Source organism: Candidatus Rokuibacteriota bacterium (assembly GCA_016209385.1).
Classification (GTDB): Bacteria; Methylomirabilota; Methylomirabilia; order Rokubacteriales; family CSP1-6; genus JACQWB01.
On record JACQWB010000059.1, the window covers coordinates 1 to 17,496 of the forward strand.

Annotated in this window: 14 protein-coding genes, 1 pseudogene and 1 CRISPR repeat array; of the genes and pseudogenes, 11 read left to right on the forward strand and 4 right to left on the reverse strand. The window is 67.0% G+C overall.

The window, feature by feature from the left end; all coding sequences use genetic code 11:
- Positions 1 to 2,558, reverse strand: a 2,558-nt coding sequence (locus tag HY726_04275; protein MBI4608208.1) for a hypothetical protein, incomplete at its 3' end; no start/stop codon positions are given.
- Positions 2,544 to 3,053 (reverse strand): annotated as a pseudogene (locus HY726_04280) (ribonucleotide-diphosphate reductase subunit alpha). The gene HY726_04275 and the pseudogene HY726_04280, both read right to left, overlap by 15 nt.
- A gap of 305 nt (positions 3,054 to 3,358) precedes the next feature.
- Here HY726_04280 and HY726_04285 point away from each other — a divergent pair.
- The 11 genes from HY726_04285 to HY726_04335 all read left to right on the forward strand — a co-directional run bounded on the left by HY726_04285 (position 3,359) and on the right by HY726_04335 (position 15,776).
- Positions 3,359 to 3,964 (forward strand): TetR/AcrR family transcriptional regulator, encoded by a 606-nt coding sequence (locus HY726_04285; GenBank protein ID MBI4608209.1) that lies wholly within the window; start codon positions 3,359 to 3,361, stop codon positions 3,962 to 3,964.
- 170 nt (positions 3,965 to 4,134) lie between these two features.
- On the forward strand, positions 4,135 to 5,433 hold the full coding sequence (locus tag HY726_04290) for an efflux RND transporter periplasmic adaptor subunit (GenBank protein ID MBI4608210.1): 1,299 nt from the start codon (positions 4,135 to 4,137) through the stop codon (positions 5,431 to 5,433).
- A 7-nt stretch (positions 5,434 to 5,440) separates the two neighbouring features.
- Positions 5,441 to 8,614 carry an efflux RND transporter permease subunit gene (locus tag HY726_04295; GenBank protein MBI4608211.1) on the forward strand — a complete coding sequence of 1,058 codons (3,174 nt, stop codon included), beginning with the start codon at positions 5,441 to 5,443 and terminating at the stop codon, positions 8,612 to 8,614.
- A 52-nt stretch (positions 8,615 to 8,666) separates the two neighbouring features.
- Complete coding sequence (locus HY726_04300; protein MBI4608212.1) at positions 8,667 to 10,013, forward strand: TolC family protein; 1,347 nt, start codon at positions 8,667 to 8,669, stop codon at positions 10,011 to 10,013.
- A gap of 31 nt (positions 10,014 to 10,044) precedes the next feature.
- The gene (locus HY726_04305; GenBank protein ID MBI4608213.1) at positions 10,045 to 10,665 is read left to right on the forward strand and encodes a PEGA domain-containing protein; all 621 of its coding nucleotides are present in this window, start codon (positions 10,045 to 10,047) and stop codon (positions 10,663 to 10,665) included.
- A 4-nt stretch (positions 10,666 to 10,669) separates the two neighbouring features.
- The gene (locus tag HY726_04310) at positions 10,670 to 12,319 is read left to right on the forward strand and encodes an efflux RND transporter periplasmic adaptor subunit (protein ID MBI4608214.1); all 1,650 of its coding nucleotides are present in this window, start codon (positions 10,670 to 10,672) and stop codon (positions 12,317 to 12,319) included.
- 3 nt (positions 12,320 to 12,322) lie between these two features.
- On the forward strand, positions 12,323 to 13,069 hold the full coding sequence (locus HY726_04315) for an ABC transporter ATP-binding protein (protein ID MBI4608215.1): 747 nt from the start codon (positions 12,323 to 12,325) through the stop codon (positions 13,067 to 13,069).
- A 6-nt stretch (positions 13,070 to 13,075) separates the two neighbouring features.
- Complete coding sequence (locus tag HY726_04320) at positions 13,076 to 14,308, forward strand: ABC transporter permease (GenBank protein MBI4608216.1); 1,233 nt, start codon at positions 13,076 to 13,078, stop codon at positions 14,306 to 14,308.
- Positions 14,301 to 14,696, forward strand: coding sequence for a hypothetical protein (locus tag HY726_04325; GenBank protein ID MBI4608217.1), 396 nt, complete (start codon positions 14,301 to 14,303; stop codon positions 14,694 to 14,696). The genes HY726_04320 and HY726_04325 overlap by 8 nt, the downstream gene beginning before the upstream one ends.
- Positions 14,697 to 14,756: 60 nt before the next feature.
- Positions 14,757 to 15,194, forward strand: a complete 438-nt coding sequence (locus tag HY726_04330; protein ID MBI4608218.1) for a cytochrome P460 family protein — start codon at positions 14,757 to 14,759, stop codon at positions 15,192 to 15,194.
- Positions 15,195 to 15,302: 108 nt separating this feature from the next.
- Entirely contained in the window at positions 15,303 to 15,776 is a 474-nt protein-coding gene (locus HY726_04335; protein ID MBI4608219.1) for a macro domain-containing protein, read from the forward strand.
- 398 nt (positions 15,777 to 16,174) lie between these two features.
- A CRISPR array of direct repeats spans positions 16,175 to 16,355; the repeat unit is 36 nt; unit sequence CCTTCAATTGGGCCACGGCCCGAGGGCCGTGGAAAC.
- A gap of 206 nt (positions 16,356 to 16,561) precedes the next feature.
- Here the strand turns inward: HY726_04335 and cas2 are convergent.
- Both cas2 and cas1 read right to left on the reverse strand, forming a co-directional pair.
- Entirely contained in the window at positions 16,562 to 16,852 is a 291-nt protein-coding gene (gene cas2, locus HY726_04340; GenBank protein ID MBI4608220.1) for a CRISPR-associated endonuclease Cas2, read from the reverse strand.
- Positions 16,853 to 16,855: 3 nt separating this feature from the next.
- The coding region (cas1, locus tag HY726_04345) for a CRISPR-associated endonuclease Cas1 (protein MBI4608221.1) at positions 16,856 to 17,496 on the reverse strand (641 nt) is incomplete at its 5' end.

The window sequence follows — 17,496 nt, forward strand, 5'->3', positions numbered from 1 at the left end:
ATCGTGCTCACCGTCGAGTTCCTGAGCGGCCGGTCGTTCTTGTAGATGGAGTGGTACCAGTTCGGGAACGGCCCGCGCTCCTCGGCCAGCTTGGCCGACTGGTCGTGCCCCTTCTCCTCGATGAAGGCCATGAGCTGATCGGCCAGCTCGAGGGCCGCCTGGCTGTCGTAGGGGATCCCCATGACAAAGAGGAGGTCCGCCCACCCCATGACCCCGAGCCCGATCCGCCGGTTCGACTTCACGGTGACGTCGATCTCGGGGAGCGGGTACGGGTTCATCTCGATGACGTCGTCCAGGAAGCGGACGGAGAGCCGCACCACCCGCTCCAGCTCCTCCCAGTCGATGCTCCACTCGCCGCTGGGCGCGCGCTTGGCGAACTTGGAGACGTTGATGCTACCCAAGTTACATGCTTCGTTCGGTAAGAGGGGTTGTTCCCCGCACCCTCGGCTCACATAGCCCTCGGTGATCCACGTATCTGTTTCCGGTTCATAGAGATCGTATGTGGTTTCCACGCCAGCCGACTCAACGCTAAGGATCTTCGCTCTGCCACGGATGCCATCATGCAGCGTAGCAACTTCATCGCCAGGACGGCATCGATCGAGCCGGATCGGGCCAAAGCCCGCACCCTCTCGATACACATAGAATTGATGACCGGCGGTGACCCGGAGGGTCCCCCCGTCCGAAAACCGAAGGCGAAAGACTGGCGTATCGCGATAGGTTTCCACTCGCTCGACAGGGCGGGGACCTTTGACGCTGGCGATGAGGTCCCCGGGCCGGATGGTGTCAACCCGACGCAACCCTTCCGGGGTGGCCACCAGGGTGTCGCCCGTCACGCAAGGATTAGTCGCCTCGACCATCCCCACCTCCGGCGTCGGGTTCGCTGGGCTCTTGTTGATCCGGTCGATGAAGACCATCCCCGGGTCGCCGGTGCGCCACGCCGCGCTCACGATGCGATTGAACACCTCGCGCGCCGAGAGCGTCCCTGTCACCTTCCCCGAGCGCGGGTTGACCAGCTCGTACTCCTCGCCGCGGGCCAGCGCCTCCATGAAGCGGTCCGTCGCGGCGACCGAGATGTTGAAGTTGGTGATCCCGCCGTCGAGCTTGCACTCGATGAACTCCAGGATGTCCGGGTGGTCAACCTTGAGGATCCCCATGTTCGCGCCGCGACGGGTGTTATGGCTGACGAACCCGTTCGCGATGTACGTATTATTCTCCGGCACCGAGAGGTCCAGGGTCAGGGACTCGCCCTCCTCGATCTTCGCGACCTGGTCATAGAACTGGTCGTTCGACAGAAACCACGCGAGCGTCGGGTGGGCTGCAACCTCAGGATGCACCGCCGCGAGCTTCTGAAGCCGCGAGCGCATCAGGTGCCGCGGCGCCGCCACGCGCGGGAAGTAGTGCTGGAGCGCCCGGTAGAGCTTCCGATTCGCACCGCGGAGGCCCCGGTTGGGGCCGCTACCGCGCCCGGGTCCGCCATAGAGCGAGCGGAGCAGCGCACCCTGGAAGGGAATCACATCGTTAAACTCCCAGGCCTTCTCGAAGCCGCGCTGAAGCCGCGCGGCCTTGGCGGCAGAAAAGAACCCGATCTCCCCGGCGAAGACCCGAAGCCCATCGTGGGTAATAACCCGCAGGCGATGGAGCGGATGCTGCCCGAACGCGCCCCTGCGCCTGGTAACGACGCTCACACCCGACGGCACTCCGAGGGCGAGCAAGAGCTGCTGGACGTCTTCAACCAGGGCCTTCGACGTGCTCGAGAGGGAGGGGTATCCATCCTTGGAAACCGTTCCGTCAGCGGTGAAGAGCCCCCGGAGCAGGCCCCGAGCGAACTCCGGCCCCGCGCAAAACGCCAGCTCAGGCAGGCGCGCATCGAGCGAAGATCGCTTCTCAACGCCCACCGCCCTGAGCCAGGCGACCAGGGTCGTAGAGTTGAAGAAGTAGTTCTCGCTAGCATCACCCGGTCGCGTCTGCCGGACGGGGCGGAGGCCGAAGAGCCGCTCTCCGAGTTCGAGCAGCCGGTGAGCGACATCGGGCTCCACCTGGCTGACCGTCATCACGCGGCCCGTTCCCCGCTTGTTCACCGACACCGCGCCGTCCCCGAGGAAGTATCCGATGAACTCCCCCAATTCCCCCGTTGGCGCGTCGGGGATCCGGATCGGTGTCGCGTTCGGATGGCGCTCAAAGCGAAAGTCAGGGAAGCGGAACCCTTTCGCCGGCAGATAGGTGCGCTTCTGGAGCGCCACCCAATCGCCGACCTTGATGTCTTCGAGTGCCTTCCACACGTAGCGCCCGTCCTCATCGACGACCCTCAGGCGATGCGCGTAAGTGGCGCAGACCGAATAGCCGTGTCGGGTCCGGATCCGGCGCACGAGCGCGACACCGTGGTTGTAGAACTCGTCGGACTGCTTCGGACCCTCATCGGTAGCGACAAAGAGAGGTCCCTCTCCGTGCGGATGCCAACTGTCAGGGGAGGCCTCGGCAGGACCGAGGTGCCTGATCTCGACGAGACCCCTGTTCGTGGCCACTCGCGTGTTGGGGGTCACGCATCCGCCCTGTTTCACGGCTTCAGTGGCGCCGTTGAAGACGCGGAGGAAGGAGACGGGACCCGAGGCTTTGCCTCCAGTCGAGGACACGACGTCGTCCTTCGGGCGGAGCCGCGAGAACGCAAAACCGGTTCCGCCGCCACTTTTATGAATTATCGCGGCAGCCTTCACCGCGTCGAAGATCTCCTCCATCGAGTCACCCACCGGAAGGACGTAGCAGGCCGAGTACTGGAGCTGGTTCCCCTTGCCGGCGTTCATGAGCGTGGGAGAATTCGGCAACAGGAAACCGTCGACCATCAGGTCGTAGAAGGCCGCGGCGACCTCCTGGACCGCCCCCGGGCTCTTTCCCCAGCGCTCTTCGGCCTGGGCCAGGCACTGGGCCACCCGCCAGCACATCTCTTCGGGGGTCTCCAGGACCTCATCACCCTTGCGCGTCAGGTAGCGCTCCCTGAGCACGCGCAGCGCGGGTTCGGTCCACTTTCCGACTCTTGAAGGGCGCGTGGCGGAGAACATACGGCCTCCCTCTCTCGGGTCTGAAGTTAGCCTGCCAGGTGGTCCGCGCCTGGGCGACGCCGGCGCCAGGAAGAAGCGCTCTCCCTTTTAGGAAACCTGAGCCGGTCCATGGTCCCGAACGGTGTACGAACCTTCCAAGCACAATATTGTGTAGCGAAGCGTAGCCTACCATACAAGATTTAGCGGGAGTCAAGAAAAAAGTGCTGAGTGACCAAGTCCGGGTGAGCACATTCACAAGCGTTGCCTTGACAGTGGCCCGGAGAGCCGACACAATACCCGGTACTGACCGGTCAGTTCCATTTTTTATGGCTCCAGAGCCCCTCGCCCCGTGGCGCGAAAAGAAGCGCCGGCACATCCTGGAGGTCGCCTCCCGGATCTTCTCGGCCCACAACTACCACGCGGTCAGCATGGACCAGGTGGCCCGCCGGGCCCGGGTCGGCAAGGGCACCCTCTACCGCTACTTCGATTCCAAGGAGGACCTCTACCTCGCGCTGCTCGACTCAGCGCTCCTCCTCCTGACCGAGCGGCTCGAGGAGGAGGAGAAGGCCGCCTTGCCTCCTGACCAGACCCTCGCCCGAATGGTGGGCGCCATCGTCCATACCTTCAGCGAGCACCTGGCCTCTTTCCGGATCCTGAACGGCGACGAGGCCCGGCTGATGGTGAGGAAGCGTGAGCTGTTCCAGGCCCGGCGGCGGCACATCGCGATGCTGCTCGGCCGGGTCCTGGAGAAAGGCGCGGCCGGCGGCGTATTCAGGGCCGTGGACCCGACCGCGACCCCTTCCCTCCTGATCGGAATGGTCTGGGCCGCCGTGCTCAACCACTCGGAGGAAGTGCCCCCGGAGGCCCTCGCGGCTCTCATCGTTGACGTCTTCTTCCGCGGCACGCTGGGCCCGGGGAGCGGAGCCCAGTAGCTGGACTAGCAGGATGCCGAAAAGAGCCTCTCCCGCCCGCGTGTTCTCGCGCTCCGGAGCGAAGCGCTCCGAGCGCGGGCTTTGCCCGCGCAACCCCCTCGCGGGGGGAGGCTCGGAAGGGGCGGGTACCCGCGCCGAAGGCGTGGGTGGCCCCCCTCCGAGGAACTAGGATGGCGTTCCTCCGCAGACACCGCCTGGGCGCGGTTCTCCTGATCCTCACCATCGTGGTCGGGGGGCTCGTGGCCTTCCGTCTCAAAAATCAGCAGGCGCAGTCGGTCCCCCGCCCTCAGTTCGAGGTGGTCGTCGGGGTGGCGGCGCCCGTCCTGAAGGACGTCGAGGTCAAACTGGCCTACACCGCCGACGTGCTCCCGAACAAGCAGGTCGCGATTTTCTCCAAGGTGAGCGGCTACATCCGGAGGATCGGTGTCGAGCGAGGAGATCTCGTGAAGCCAGGGCAACTCCTGGTTGAGATCGAGGACGACGAGCTCCAGGCTGCCGCCGAGCAGGCCAGGGCCTCGGTGGCGACAGCCGAGGCGAACCTCCGGGTGGCCGAGTCGAACACGGTCGCCGCGCGGGCGGCAGTGCTCAGCCAGGAGGCCAACCTGGTGCGGGCGAAGGCTGTCCAGGAAAACGACTGGCGCAACTACCAGCGGCATCAGGACCTCCTGGACCGGGGGCTGATCTCAGCCATGGAGCGCGACAACGCCCGCACCGCCGCCGAGTCCTCCAAAGCCTCACTGGCTGCGGCCGATGCCCAGCTGGCCGTGGCGCGGAGCCAGGTCGAGACTCAGGAGAGCCAGGTCCATCTGGCCCGGGCCCAGCTCGACCGTGAACGCGCGGCCCTCAAGATCGCCCAGACCAACCTGGACAACGCCCGCATCACTGCGCCCTTCGCCGGGTACATCTCCCAGCGCAACCTGGACCCGGGCGCGTCGGTCAACGCCCAGGCCGCCGGCACCAACATCGCTTCTGTGGGAATCCTCATTCTCCAGAACATCGACACCGTCAAAGTCCAGGTGGAAATCCAGGAGCGCGACATCTCCCTGGTCGGGGTGGGCTCGACGGCCCGGGTCCTGGTGGACGCCTACCCGGGCAAGGTCTTCTCTGCAGGCGCGACGCGCGCCGTCCACGCCCTGGATCCCCGGACCCGCACCATGGGGCTCGAGATGGAGATCCAGAACCCGAACCACCTGCTCAAGCCCGGCATGTACGCTCGTGTGGAGCTCCTGGTGACCACCCACCCGGGAGCCCTCCTGGTCCCCGGGGAGGCGGTCAGGTTTGAGGACGGTGGGCCGGTGCTCTACCTGGTCCAGGACGGCACCGTGGTGCGCCGACCGGTGGCGGTGGGAGTCAGCGAAGGGACGCTGGTCGAGGTCACCCAGGGGCTCTCCGGCAACGAGGCGGTGATCGTCGAGGGCAAGGAGCTGGTTCGCGACGGCCAGAAGGTCCGCACCGTGCCCGTAAAGTAATCGCACCATGTGGCTCACCCTCCTCGCGCTCCGGAACGCCATCGCAGTCTTGATGGCCTCGGTCGCCACCGCCCTCCTGGGGTGGGTGGCCCTGACCCGTCTGCCCATCGATCTCTTCCCCAACATCAACCTCCCCATCATCAACATCGGCACAACCTACACCGGCGCGGGCGTGCCCGATGTGGAGAAAACCGTCACCTACCCCATCGAGAAGGCCGTCAGCGCGGTGAGCGACGTCCGGTTCGTCGAGTCCAAATCCCGCCAGGGGCTCTCGACGGTGCGGGTCTGGTTCAACTGGGGCGCCGACATCACCGCGGGCCAGACCGAGGTCATCCAGCGGATCCAGCAGATCCTCAACACGCTCCCGGCCGGAATCAAGCAGCCGTTCATCCTGCGTTTCGACCTCTCCAACATCCCCGTCTGCCTGATCACGGTCTCGGGCGGCGGGCTGGACGAAAAACAGCTCTACGACCTCGCCTACAACACCGTGGAGCCCCAGATCGAGCGGCTGCCCGGGGTCGCCTCGGCGTCGGTGGACGGCGGCAAGGTTCGTCAGATCACGGTCAACCTGAACCGGGACCTCCTCTACGCCAAGGGGATCTCGGTCCTGGACGTGGTCCGCGCTGTCAACGACTCCAACTTCCTCCTCCCCTCCGGGGAGATCAAGATCGGCAGGACCGACTACAACATCTTCACGAACAACCAGTTCCGGATCATCCAGCCGATGGAGTCGATCGTGGTGGCCCGTCCCGGCGCCGTGCCGATCCACATCAAGGACCTAGGCTACGTCGTGGACTCCCACGAAACCCAGACCTCGGTCGTCCGGGTCAACGGGGAGCGGGCCGTCTTCCTCCGGGTCAACAAGCAACCGGGGGCCAACACGGTCGGGGTGGTGGACGCGGTCAGGGACCTCATGCCCAAGCTCCTCGGGATCCCCCGGGGGGTCAACCTGAACCTCACCTTCGACCAGTCCCTCTACATCCGGCAGGCCATCGAGAGCCTCTGGCGCGAGGCGATCCAGGGCGCGGCCCTGGCCTTTCTGGTGATCTTCGTGTTCCTGCGGAGCCTCGTCTCAACGCTCATCATCTCCATCGCCATCCCGCTCTCTATCCTCCTGACGTTCATCAGCATGTACTTCCTGAACCAGACCCTGAACGTGTTCACGCTGGGAGGGCTGGCGCTCGCCGTCGGGCGGCTCGTCGACGACTCGATCGTGGAGCTGGAGAACATCAACCGGCACCTGAACATGGCCGGAACGTCGCGCCGCCAGGCGGTGCTGGACGCGGCGCGGGAGGTGGCCATGCCGATCTTCGTGGCCACCATCACCACGATCGTGGTCTTCCTCCCCACGATCTTTCTGGAGGGGCAGACCAAACTCCTCTTCATCCCCCTCACGTTCACCATCTCGTTTTCGCTCTTCGGCTCCTTCCTGGTGTCGCGGACCGTCACCCCGCTCCTGTCGCTCTACTGGCTGAAGCCGGTCCGTGACGTTCCTCCCGGATCGACGCAGCTCAGGGATCGGGTCTTCGGCTGGAGCCAGCGGTTCTTCGACGGCCTGGATGCCCGTTACCAGGGCGTCCTCGAATGGGCCCTCCGGCACCGGCGCACCGTCGTGATCTCCACGCTGGCGGCCTTTCTGGCGAGCCTGACCCTGGTGGCCACTCCCTACCTCGGGCTCCCCCCGCTCATCGGCACGGAGTTCTTCCCCCGCTCGGACGAGAGCCAGTTCCGGATCATCGTCCGCGCGCCGATCGGCACGCGGGTGGAGGAGACCGAGCGGATCGTGAAGCGCATGGAGGAGATCGTCCGCGCGAGCCTGAAGCCCGACGAGTACAAGGCCATCGTGTCCAACGTGGGGATCCCGCAGGGGCGGTCCGCCGTCTTCACGGCCAACACGGGCCCGCACTCGGCGCAGGTCCAGGTCTACCTGGCCACGCCGGACCAGCGGACGCGGAGCGACCGGGCGATCGTCAACGCCCTCCGGTCGAAGTTCGACAGCCAGTTCCCCGGGACCACCTACCACTTCAACCTGGGTGGGATCGTCTCCCGCGTCCTCAGCTTCGGAGCCGGGAACCCGATCGAGGTCGAGCAGCTCGGCTACGACCTTCCCACCGCCCAGGCCCTGTCCCGGGAGGTCGCGCGGGTCATGCGGGAGAGCGCCGGGGTTGCCGACGTCAACATCTCCCGCGAGGAAAACTACCCCCAGTTCGAGGTGATGGTGGATCGCCAGAAGGCTGCGGCCGCGGGTCTCTCCCAGCGCGACATCGCTCAGGCCACGCTCTTTTCCCTGAACAGCAATGCCCGCGTGAACCCGTCCATCTTCACGGATCCCGCCACCGGGAACCAGTACAACGTCGTAGTCCAGCTCGACGAGCCGTTCCGGAGCACCAAGGAGGACCTGGAGAAGCTCTTCGTCACGATCAACGGCAAACCCGTTCAGATCTCCACGATCGCCGAGATCCGCCAATCCACGGGGCCCGTCGAGATCGAGCGGAAGTACCAGCAGCGGCTGGTGCGGATCTCGGCCAACCCGGTGGGCCGGGACCTGGGGAGCATCTCGGAGGACCTCGAGGCCAAACTGACCCAAATGCCGCTGCCGCCGGGGTTCACGCTGAAGCTCGGGGGCCAGACCGAGCAGCAGCGCGAGGCCTTCGGCAGCCTCTTCTTCACCTCCCTCCTGGCGCTCATCCTCGTGTACATGGTGCTGGCGTCCCAGTTCCGCTCCCTGATGGACCCGTTCCTGATCATGTTCTCCGTCCCCATGGGCCTCATCGGGGTCCTCTGGGCCCTGTTTCTGACCAACACCACGCTCTCCACCACGTCCTTCATGGGGATCATCATGATGGTCGGGATCGTCGTCAGCAACGGCGTGCTCCTGGTGGAGTACACCAACGAGCTCCGGCGTCGCGGCGTGCCCCTCCACGAGGCTGTGCCGCTCGCCGGCCGCACCCGCCTCCGCCCGATCTTGATGACCACGCTGACCACGGTCGTCGGCCTGCTTCCCATGGCCCTGGCGTTCGGCGTCGGGACCGAGGCCAACGCGCCCCTGGCGCGGGCGGTCATCGGCGGGCTCCTGGTCTCCACGTTCTTCACCCTGGTGCTGATCCCGACCCTGTACGCTATGGTAGAGGAGCGGTTCCCGCGCACCATATGGTCCCAGGTGGAAGGAGATCGCGCATGATGAAGCTTCGAGGCCGGGCCCATCACCGACACGACACGCGAGGAGACCGCGAATGAGACACTCCCAGGCCGTCTGCCTCCTGCTGGTACTCATCCTGGCGATTTGCGGGCTCCTCCCTGTCCGGGAAGCGGATGCCCAGCAGCCCGCTCCGCCGCCAGCCCCGGAGAAGGTCCTCTCCCTGGAGGAGGCGATCGCCATCGCCCTGGCGACCGAGCCCAACATCCAGGCGCGCCTCCGCGACTACGAGGCGGCGCGCTTCCGCATCGACCAGGCGCTTGCCCCCGTCCTCCCCCAGCTCAGCGGCACCTGGACGGCCAACCGGCAGGAGAGCGAGTTTTTCTCCGGCAGCATCGGTGGAGCCGCGCCCCGTCCGAGGCCGCTCTTCAGCACCAACCAGACCGCCCTGGTCACGCTCTCCCAGATCCTCTTCGACTTCGGGAAAACCTTCGCCGCCACCGATGTCGCGCGCGCCCAGGCCGAGGTGTCGCGCCTCGACGCGGAAACCCAGAAGGACCTCGTGATCCTCGCCGTGAAGGAAGCCTATTTCACCCTCCTCTTCGGGAAGCGCCTGGTGACGGTGAACGCGGAGGCCGTGAAGCGGGCCGAGCTGAATCTTCGGAGCGCCCAGGGCTTCTTCCAGGTGGGAACGCGGCCGAAGTTCGACGTCACGCGGGCCGAGGTTGACCTGGCCAACGCCCAGGTCACGCTGATCCAGGCGCGCAACGCGGTGAGCCTGGCGCGCGTGGCGCTGAACACCGCCATGGGCATCAGCGTGGTCGCCCCGACGGAGGTCCAGGATATCCTCTCCTTCGAAGCGTACCCCGTGGACCAGGCCCAACTGATCCCCGAGGCCCTTCGGACGCGGTTCGAGTACCGGCGGGTCAACGCGCTCGTGACCTCGGCCGAGGCGTCCGTGCGCCAGGCGTTCCGGAACTTTTTCCCCGATGTCTCCGGCGCCGGCTCGTACGGAGGCACGTTCAGGAACCCCACGAGCCCGACCGACGACCTCGCCGAGATCTGGCAGCTCAGCGTCACGCTTAGCTGGTCGATCTTCGACGGCGGCAACCGCATCGCGCGCTACCAGGAAGCCAAGAAGAACGTGGAGGCGTCCCGCGCGCGTGTCCAGGCCCTCGAGCTCTCCATCGGGCAGGAAGTGGTCCAGGCGCACCTGAACCTCCAGGAAGCGCAGGAGCGGATCGCCGCGGCGAAGAAGGCCGTGGAGTCGGCCCAGGAGAACTTCCGCCTCGCCCAGGGCCGGTTCGACGCGGGCGTGGGGACCATCATCGAGCTGACCGACGCCCAGCTCGCGCTGACCCAGGCTCAGTCGACCGAGGCGAAGGCCCTGACCGACTATCGCATCGCCGTCTCCCGGCTCGAGCGTGCCCTGGGCCGGCGGTGAGAAGAGGGAGGAAGGGAGAGCCGTCAAACTGATGATGAGCCCGCGACAGTGCGCCGTGGTGGCCGTTCTCGCCCTGGGCGCTTCCCTGCTCGCCCAGGCCGAAGCCCAGGTCGTGCCGTTCTACGCGCCGGCGCCCGGAGCGTTAAGCACCTACGTGCTGGTGCCCCATGGGTCGGGATTCGTGTACGTCCCGCTCGACGCCTGGGGCAACCCCCTGAACCTGCCCGGCGTCCTCCCGGGGATGCCAGCGCCGGCAGTGCCAGGTGTCCCTCCGGTCCCGGCGACACCTTCAGCGCCGTCAGGGGTGGACCTGGGCTATCTCAGGATCGACGTCGAGCCGCGTGAGGCCGAGATTTACGTGGACGGGCAGCGGGCCGGGCGGGCGGGGCAGTTCGCAGGCCTCCAGGGATTTCTGAGCCTCGCGCCCGGAACCCACCGCGTTGACATCACTTTTCCAGGGTTCCTGCCGCTGACCACCGAGGTCCAGATCGCCCCGCGTCAGACCTACGCGATCCGGGGACAGCTCGCCCGCGACACTAACGCCCCGGCGCCCGCTCCCGGCGGAGGGGGTTATTACGTCGTCCCACCGGCGGGGCAGACGCCGACGCCCGCCCCGCAGGGAAGTGGGTATCACGTGGTCCCGAAACCGTGACGGCATGAGACGCCGCGCCCTCGTGCTCCTCGTGATCGTCGTCGCCGCTGCCGGCGCGCTGGGGGCCTACTTCTACACGCAGAGTCGGGGGAGCACCCCCCGGTACCGGCTCGCCAAGGTCGAGCGCGGGCCCCTCACGGCGACGGTCTCAGCCACGGGAACCCTGAACGCGGTCATCACCGTCCAGGTCGGTTCCCAGATCTCGGGCCAGATCAAGGAGCTCCAGGCCGACTTCAACTCCCAGGTGAAGAAGGGCCAGGTCATCGCGCGGATCGACGCCGAGATCTTCGAGGCCAAGGTCAGACAGGCCCAGGCCGAGCTCGAAGCCGCCCGGGCCGCGGTCCTGAACCAGCAGGCCCAGGTCGAGCGGGCGCGCGCCGACGTGGAGAACGCGCGGGCCGCGCAGGCCGGGGCCCGGGCCCAGACGGCGAAGGCTCAGGTGGCCATGCTGGACGCCAAACGCGACCTGGACCGGAAGAGCGACCTCCTGAGGCGAGAGCTGATCGCCCAGAGCGAGAAGGACACCGCCCAGGCTACCTACGACTCCGCCGTCGCCCAGGTCGAGGCGACGCGCGCCCAGGAGCAGGCCCTGGCCTCGGCCATCCGCGCTGTCGAGGCCCAGCGCAAGGTGGCGGAGGCCCAGCTCGAGGCCGCCAGGGCCCAGGTGCGCCAGCGCGAGGCCGCGCTCAAGCAGGCGCAGGTAGACCTGGAGCACACCGTGATCAGGGCGCCCGTCAACGGCGTCGTGGTCTCGCGCAACGTGGACATCGGCCAGACGGTGGCCGCGAGCCTCCAGGCCCCCACGCTCTTCACCATCGCCCAGGACCTCACGCAGATGCAGGTGGACACCAACGTGGACGAGGCCGACATCGGCCGGATCCGCCTCGGCCAGCGCGCGACGTTCACGGTTGACTCCTTTCCGGGCCAGGCCTTCAGCGGCGACGTGGTTCAGATCCGGAAGGCTCCCCAGGTGGTCCAGAACGTCGTCACCTACGATGTCGTGGTCTCGGCCCAGAACGCGGACCTGAAGCTGCTCCCCGGGATGACCGCCAATGTCAGGCTCGTGGTGGATCAGAAGCTGAGTGTCCTCAAGGTCCCGAACGCCGCGCTCCGCTTCAGGCCCCAGGGCGTGGAGCCCGACGCGACAGCGCGCGGCGGTCAACCGGAGCGCGCGGGCCAGGCCGGCGGCGGCCAGTCCCTCGAGGCGATCCGCGAGAGGCTCGTGAAGGACCTCAACCTGGGCGAGGAGCAGCAGCGGCGGCTCGATCCCATCCTCCAGGAGAGCCGGCAGAAGGTCCTGGCCCTCCGGGGAGAAAACCTGTCCGACGCGGAGCGCCGCGCCCGGGCCCAGCGGATCCGGGAGGCCGCGCGCGAGAAGATCAAGGAGATCCTCACCCCCGAGCAGCGGGCGCGGTATGATCAGCTCGTCGCCGATCAGGTGGGCGCACGCGGAGGGATCTCGGGCCGGGTCTGGACCCCGGGCCCGGACGGAAAGCCCAAGGCCGTCACGCTCAGGCTCGGGATCAGCGACGGGACGTTCACCGAGGTCCTGGATGGCGAGTTGAGGGAGGGGCAGGAGGTTATCGCAGGGTCCACCGAGCGAGCCGCCCCCCAACGGGGACCGGGAGGGACCGGCCCGCGGTTGAGGCTCTAGAAAATGGCAGAGGCCCTCATCCAGACCCAGGGGCTCGTCAAGGACTACCGGCTCGGCAGTCATACGGTCCACGCCCTCCGCGGCGTGTCGGTCACGATCCGCGCGGGCGAGTTCGTGGCGGTCATGGGGCCCTCGGGCTCGGGCAAGTCGACCTTCATGAACCTGCTCGGTTGCCTCGACACGCCGACGGCCGGGCGCTACTTGTTCGATGGCGAGGACGTCTCGAATCTCAGCCGGGACCAGCTCGCGCGGATCCGCAACAGAAAGATCGGCTTCGTGTTTCAGACCTTCAACCTCCTCCCCCGGGTCAGCGCCCTGGAGAACGTGGAGTTGCCGCTCCTCTACAACGGCACGCCGCCTCGCCAGCGCCAGCCCAAAGCGCGCGCCAAGCTCGAGGCGGTGGGGCTCGCCGACCGCGAGCACCACCACCCGGCCCAGCTCTCCGGCGGGCAGCAGCAGCGCGTGGCGATCGCGCGCGCGCTGATCAACGAGCCGGTGCTGATCCTGGCCGACGAGCCCACCGGGAACCTCGACACGCAGACGAGCGTCGAACTCATGGCGCTCTTCCAGGACCTCAACCGGAGCGGGATCACCATCGTCCTGGTCACCCACGAAGCCGACATCGCCCAGTACGCGGGGCGCATCCTCGCCTTCCGCGACGGCAAGCTGATCCGGGACGCGCCGGTCGCCGAGCGGAAGGACGCCCGCCAGCTCCTCGCCCAGCTCCCCGCCGAGGAGATCGAGGCGTAGGGCCGCATGAACGTCTGGGCGAGCGCGCGCATTGCCCTCAGAGCGCTCCGGGTGAACAAGCTCAGGAGCGTGCTCACCATGCTCGGGATCATCATCGGCGTGGGCGCGGTGATCACCATGGTGGCCGTGGGTGCCGGGGCCCAGGCGCGGGTCGGCGAGCAGATCCGGAGCCTCGGCTCCAACCTGATCATCATCCTCTCCGGGACCGTCACCTCGGGCGGCGTGCGCCTGGGCCACGGCACCCAGCTCACGATCACCGAGGACGACGCCTGGGCCATCCAGCGCGAGATCCCGAGCGTCCAGGCCGCCGCGCCGTCGATGCGCGGGACCGGCCAGGTCGTGTACGGGAACCTCAACTGGTCCACCATCGTCCAGGGGGTGACGCCGGAGTTCTTCGAGGCGCGCGAGTGGGGGCTCGTCACCGGCAAGCCCTTCACCCAGCAGGACGTGGACGGGGCCACCAAGGTGGCGCTCCTCGGTCAGACCGTCGCCCAAAACCTTTTCGGCGATTCCGATCCGCTCGATCAGGTGATCAGGATCCGGAAGGTCCCCTTCACCGTCGTGGGGATCCTCGAGCGCAAGGGGCAGAGCACGTGGGGTCAGGACCAGGACGACATCATCCTGATGCCGCTCTCCACCGCCAAGAAAAAGGTGATGGGGGTGAGCCAGGCCAACGCCCGCGCCGTGGGCGCCATCTCGATCAAGGTGCGTGACGGCAACGTCATGAAGGAGACCGAGCAGCAGATCCGGGACCTCCTCCGTCAGCGCCACCGCCTCCAGCCGTATCAGGACGACGACTTCTGGCTCCGCAACCTCTCCGAGGTCCTCCAGACCCAGGAGGAGTCCTCGCGCGTGCTGACCATGCTGCTGGCCGCGATCGCCTCGGTCTCGCTGATGGTCGGCGGGATCGGGATCATGAACATCATGCTGGTGTCCGTGACGGAACGGACCCGGGAGATCGGTCTCCGCATGGCGGTCGGCGCGCGGAGCCGCGACATCCTGGCCCAGTTCCTCGTCGAGGCGCTCACCCTGTCGCTGATCGGCGGGGGGATCGGCATCGCGGCCGGCCTGGCGGGCTCCTACGGCATCGCCTACTTCGCCGAGTGGCGCACGCTCATCCAGCCCGGCGCGATCCTCCTGGCCTTCAGCTTTGCCGGGGCGGTGGGAATCTTCTTCGGGTTCTACCCGGCCCAGAAGGCTTCACGCCTGGACCCCATCGAGGCCCTCAGGTATGAGTAACCTCCGCATCCGCCTGCCGGCGCTGGCGCTCACGCTGCTGCTCGGCGCGGGCCCGGTCGCCGCCCAGTGGTTCTCCCCCCAGTCGGACAAGCTCCTCAAGCTCAGCTGGAGCGCCGAGCGCGTCGGCCCGTCCCGGATCCTCATCCTCGGCGACGTCCAGAACCTGGGCGACCTCCCTGCCCGCGTGGTCCTCAAGGCCGAGGGGCTGGACCAGAACGGCAAGGTCGTCAGCCGGGCTCGGGGCTACGTCGGCCAGGCCGTCCCGCCCCACGGGTCCTCCCCCTTCGAGATCCGGCTTATCCCGGCGGGCGTCGAGAAACAGTACCGGGTCACCGTCGAATCGTTCGAGTTTCTCGAGCCCGTCACCAGGGAGCCTCAGGCCGGATAGCCGCGCCAGCCGGTCGCGCTCCCCATCGCGCGCTGGCATCCGCGGCGCACGGCATTCCTGATGCGGCGACTCAGCGGACTCTGGCTGCTGCTGATGACGCTGGCCGTCCCCGCCGCCGCGCAGCTCCCCGACGACCTGGCGGGCTACGAACGCTGGAAGGTCCTCCGCGCCGGTGGTCTCCCCACCGAAGGCCCCCACCCGGGCACGAAGACGGTGTACGTCAACCCGGTCGGCGCGACGGCGAAGCCGCCCTTCCCCGCCGGGACCGTGATCGTCAAATCCGGGGTCAAGGACGGGTTCGTCCACCTGGTGGCGCTCATGCGCAAGCTGAAGGGCCAGTATCGCGAGGCGGACGGGTGGTACTTCGAGGAGTATCTTCGGGCGCGGCCCACCGAGCCCTTCCGCTTGGCGTTCGGCGGCCCCTCCGGCCAGGCGCTCTGCGTCGCGTGCCACCTCGGGCCCAGGGACGCCGACTTCGTCTACTCGCTCAAACGCTGACGTCCGACCGTGAGCGCGCCCCGCGGCGTTCGCATCACCGTTCGCGCCGGCGACCTGACTTCGCTGGCCGTGGACGCCATCGTCAACCCGGCCAACCGGAGCGGCGCCATGGGCGGGGGCGTCGCGAAGGCGATCAGGACGAAGGGCGGCCGGGAGATCGAGCGCGAGGCGCGGGCCCAGGCGCCGATCGAGATCGGAACCGCCGTCCTGACGCCGGCACGGAGTCTCCCCTGCCGCTATGTCCTCCACGCCGCCACGATGGTCCAGGCCGCCGAGCGCTCGAGCGCCGAGCGGGTTCGCCAAGCCACGCTCGCCGCCCTCCGCCTCGCCGACCAGCATGAGCTCCAGCGGATCGCGTTCCCGGGAATGGGAACCGGCGTGGGTCGGGTGCCCAAGGCCGACGCCGCCCGCGCGATGATCGAGACGATTCGCGCCTTCCCCGGCAGGCACCTGAAAGAGGTCATCCTGATTGACCGCGATCAGGAGATGGCCGACGCCTGGCAGCGCGCCCTCGCCGAAGGTCAGCCCCGGCGACAGCCCGTGCGCACCGGCGGGAAGGAAACCCCCCAGCGCCCGCGCTAACCATTCCCGGCTAGCTCCTCCCCGGGGTAGGGGGGCGGGGGGGTAGAAGCGGAATTCGATTCCTGCCCCCTACTAAGGGTGTGGTTGGGAAGGAAACGAATTCCCACCCCCCTGACGGGGGGGAACTCCTTGCCAAGGAGCCTGAGCCCGTAGTTTGCGTCGGGGAGTCCTTTCTCCCAGAAGGCGGGCTTGTCGACGTGTACCCCCTGGCAGTCGCCGTGGCTCAGGGTCGCCCATTGGACAAGGAGGCCAGGCTACCCCGAATTCGATTCCTTCCCAACCTCACCCTATAGGGGAAGAAACGAATTCGGTCCCCGAAAACGAGCCAGGAGCCTCTGACGGGTGCCGTGCTCCAAGTGCGGGGAGAATCACGGGGCGGAGCAACACCCTGCCATCCTCCTTCAATTGGGCCACGGCCCGAGGGCCGTGGAAACCTCGCTCGCCTACGAGGCGGAGTCGCTGGACGCGACCCTTCAATTGGGCCACGGCCCGAGGGCCGTGGAAACGAGGCGATCGGCACGCTGCTCGCCCTTCTTGCCGCCCCTTCAATTGGGCCACGGCCCGAGGGCCGTGGAAACGCTCCGCATAGTCCCGGTAGCAAAGCCGAGATGTTGCACACATATCTGCGAGCACCAAAATCCCACAGATCTCCACACGTGTCCGCCCCATGCGTTTGAGCACGCCCTCATGGCTCGAATCCACGCGAAAACGAGTCTTTATAGCCCTGCGAGCGCTCCCAGGCGTTTCTTACGCACAAGACCGCTCGCGCGTCTTCGGCAACGCCCTCAAACGATGACCGGTCCACGTTTGACCACCCCCACCTGCCGACCCAGCGCCTGAATGCTTTGCACCGTCCGAGCTTCGGCCGGGCCCAAGTCGATGATCAACACTTTGTCCTCCTCATGATTGATGACTCCTTCCAATGCGGCTTGCATCTCCACCCGCGCCATCGGCGTCAGGTCGCATTGGAAGACCGAGAGCTGAAGGTGCTCGCCGAACCCCCGCATTGTCTTGAACACCTTCCTGAGGCGATCTGGATCAGAAATGTCGTATGTCACGAGATAGAGCCGCCTCATCGGTCATCGCGTCAAGAAAAAGGGATACGCAGGGATCTCGCCCGTCAGGTAGCGCCCCAAAAGCCGCGCCTGCACCTCCAGCACGCGGCGATAGCTGATACGGTATCCGAACGTGGGATGAATGATCTCCTGGCTCATCCGCCGCTCGTACGCCTGGAGGAACCGGGTCCGGCCGCCTGGCGTCAATGCCACGGACCCCATGCCTGAGACGAAATCCTCCGGCCGCACCTCCCCATTGTTGATGACGGTCAGCACCACTGAGTCGGCAAGCAAGGGGCGAAACTCTTCCATCAGGTCCAGAGCTAAGGCCGGCCGACCATAGCGGGGCTGGTGAAAGAATCCAAGATACGGGTCGAGTCCCACGCTGAACAACGTCACGGCAAATTCTCGAGTGAGCATGGCATATGCGAAAGAGAGGAGGGCGTTGACGGCGTCCCGGGGAGGTCGCCGATTCCGGCTCTGGAAGTCAAATGTCCTCAGATTTCCATTCGTTGGCTTCAGCATGCCCGCGAAGTGAGCGAAATATCGGCTGGCCGCGGTTCCCTCGACGCCCAGGAGCACCTCGTTCCGGTCAGCCCTCCCTGCCCGGCGGGTATCATCTTTTAAACCGTGGAGAACTTCCTGGGGTGGGTCCGGGTGGTTTC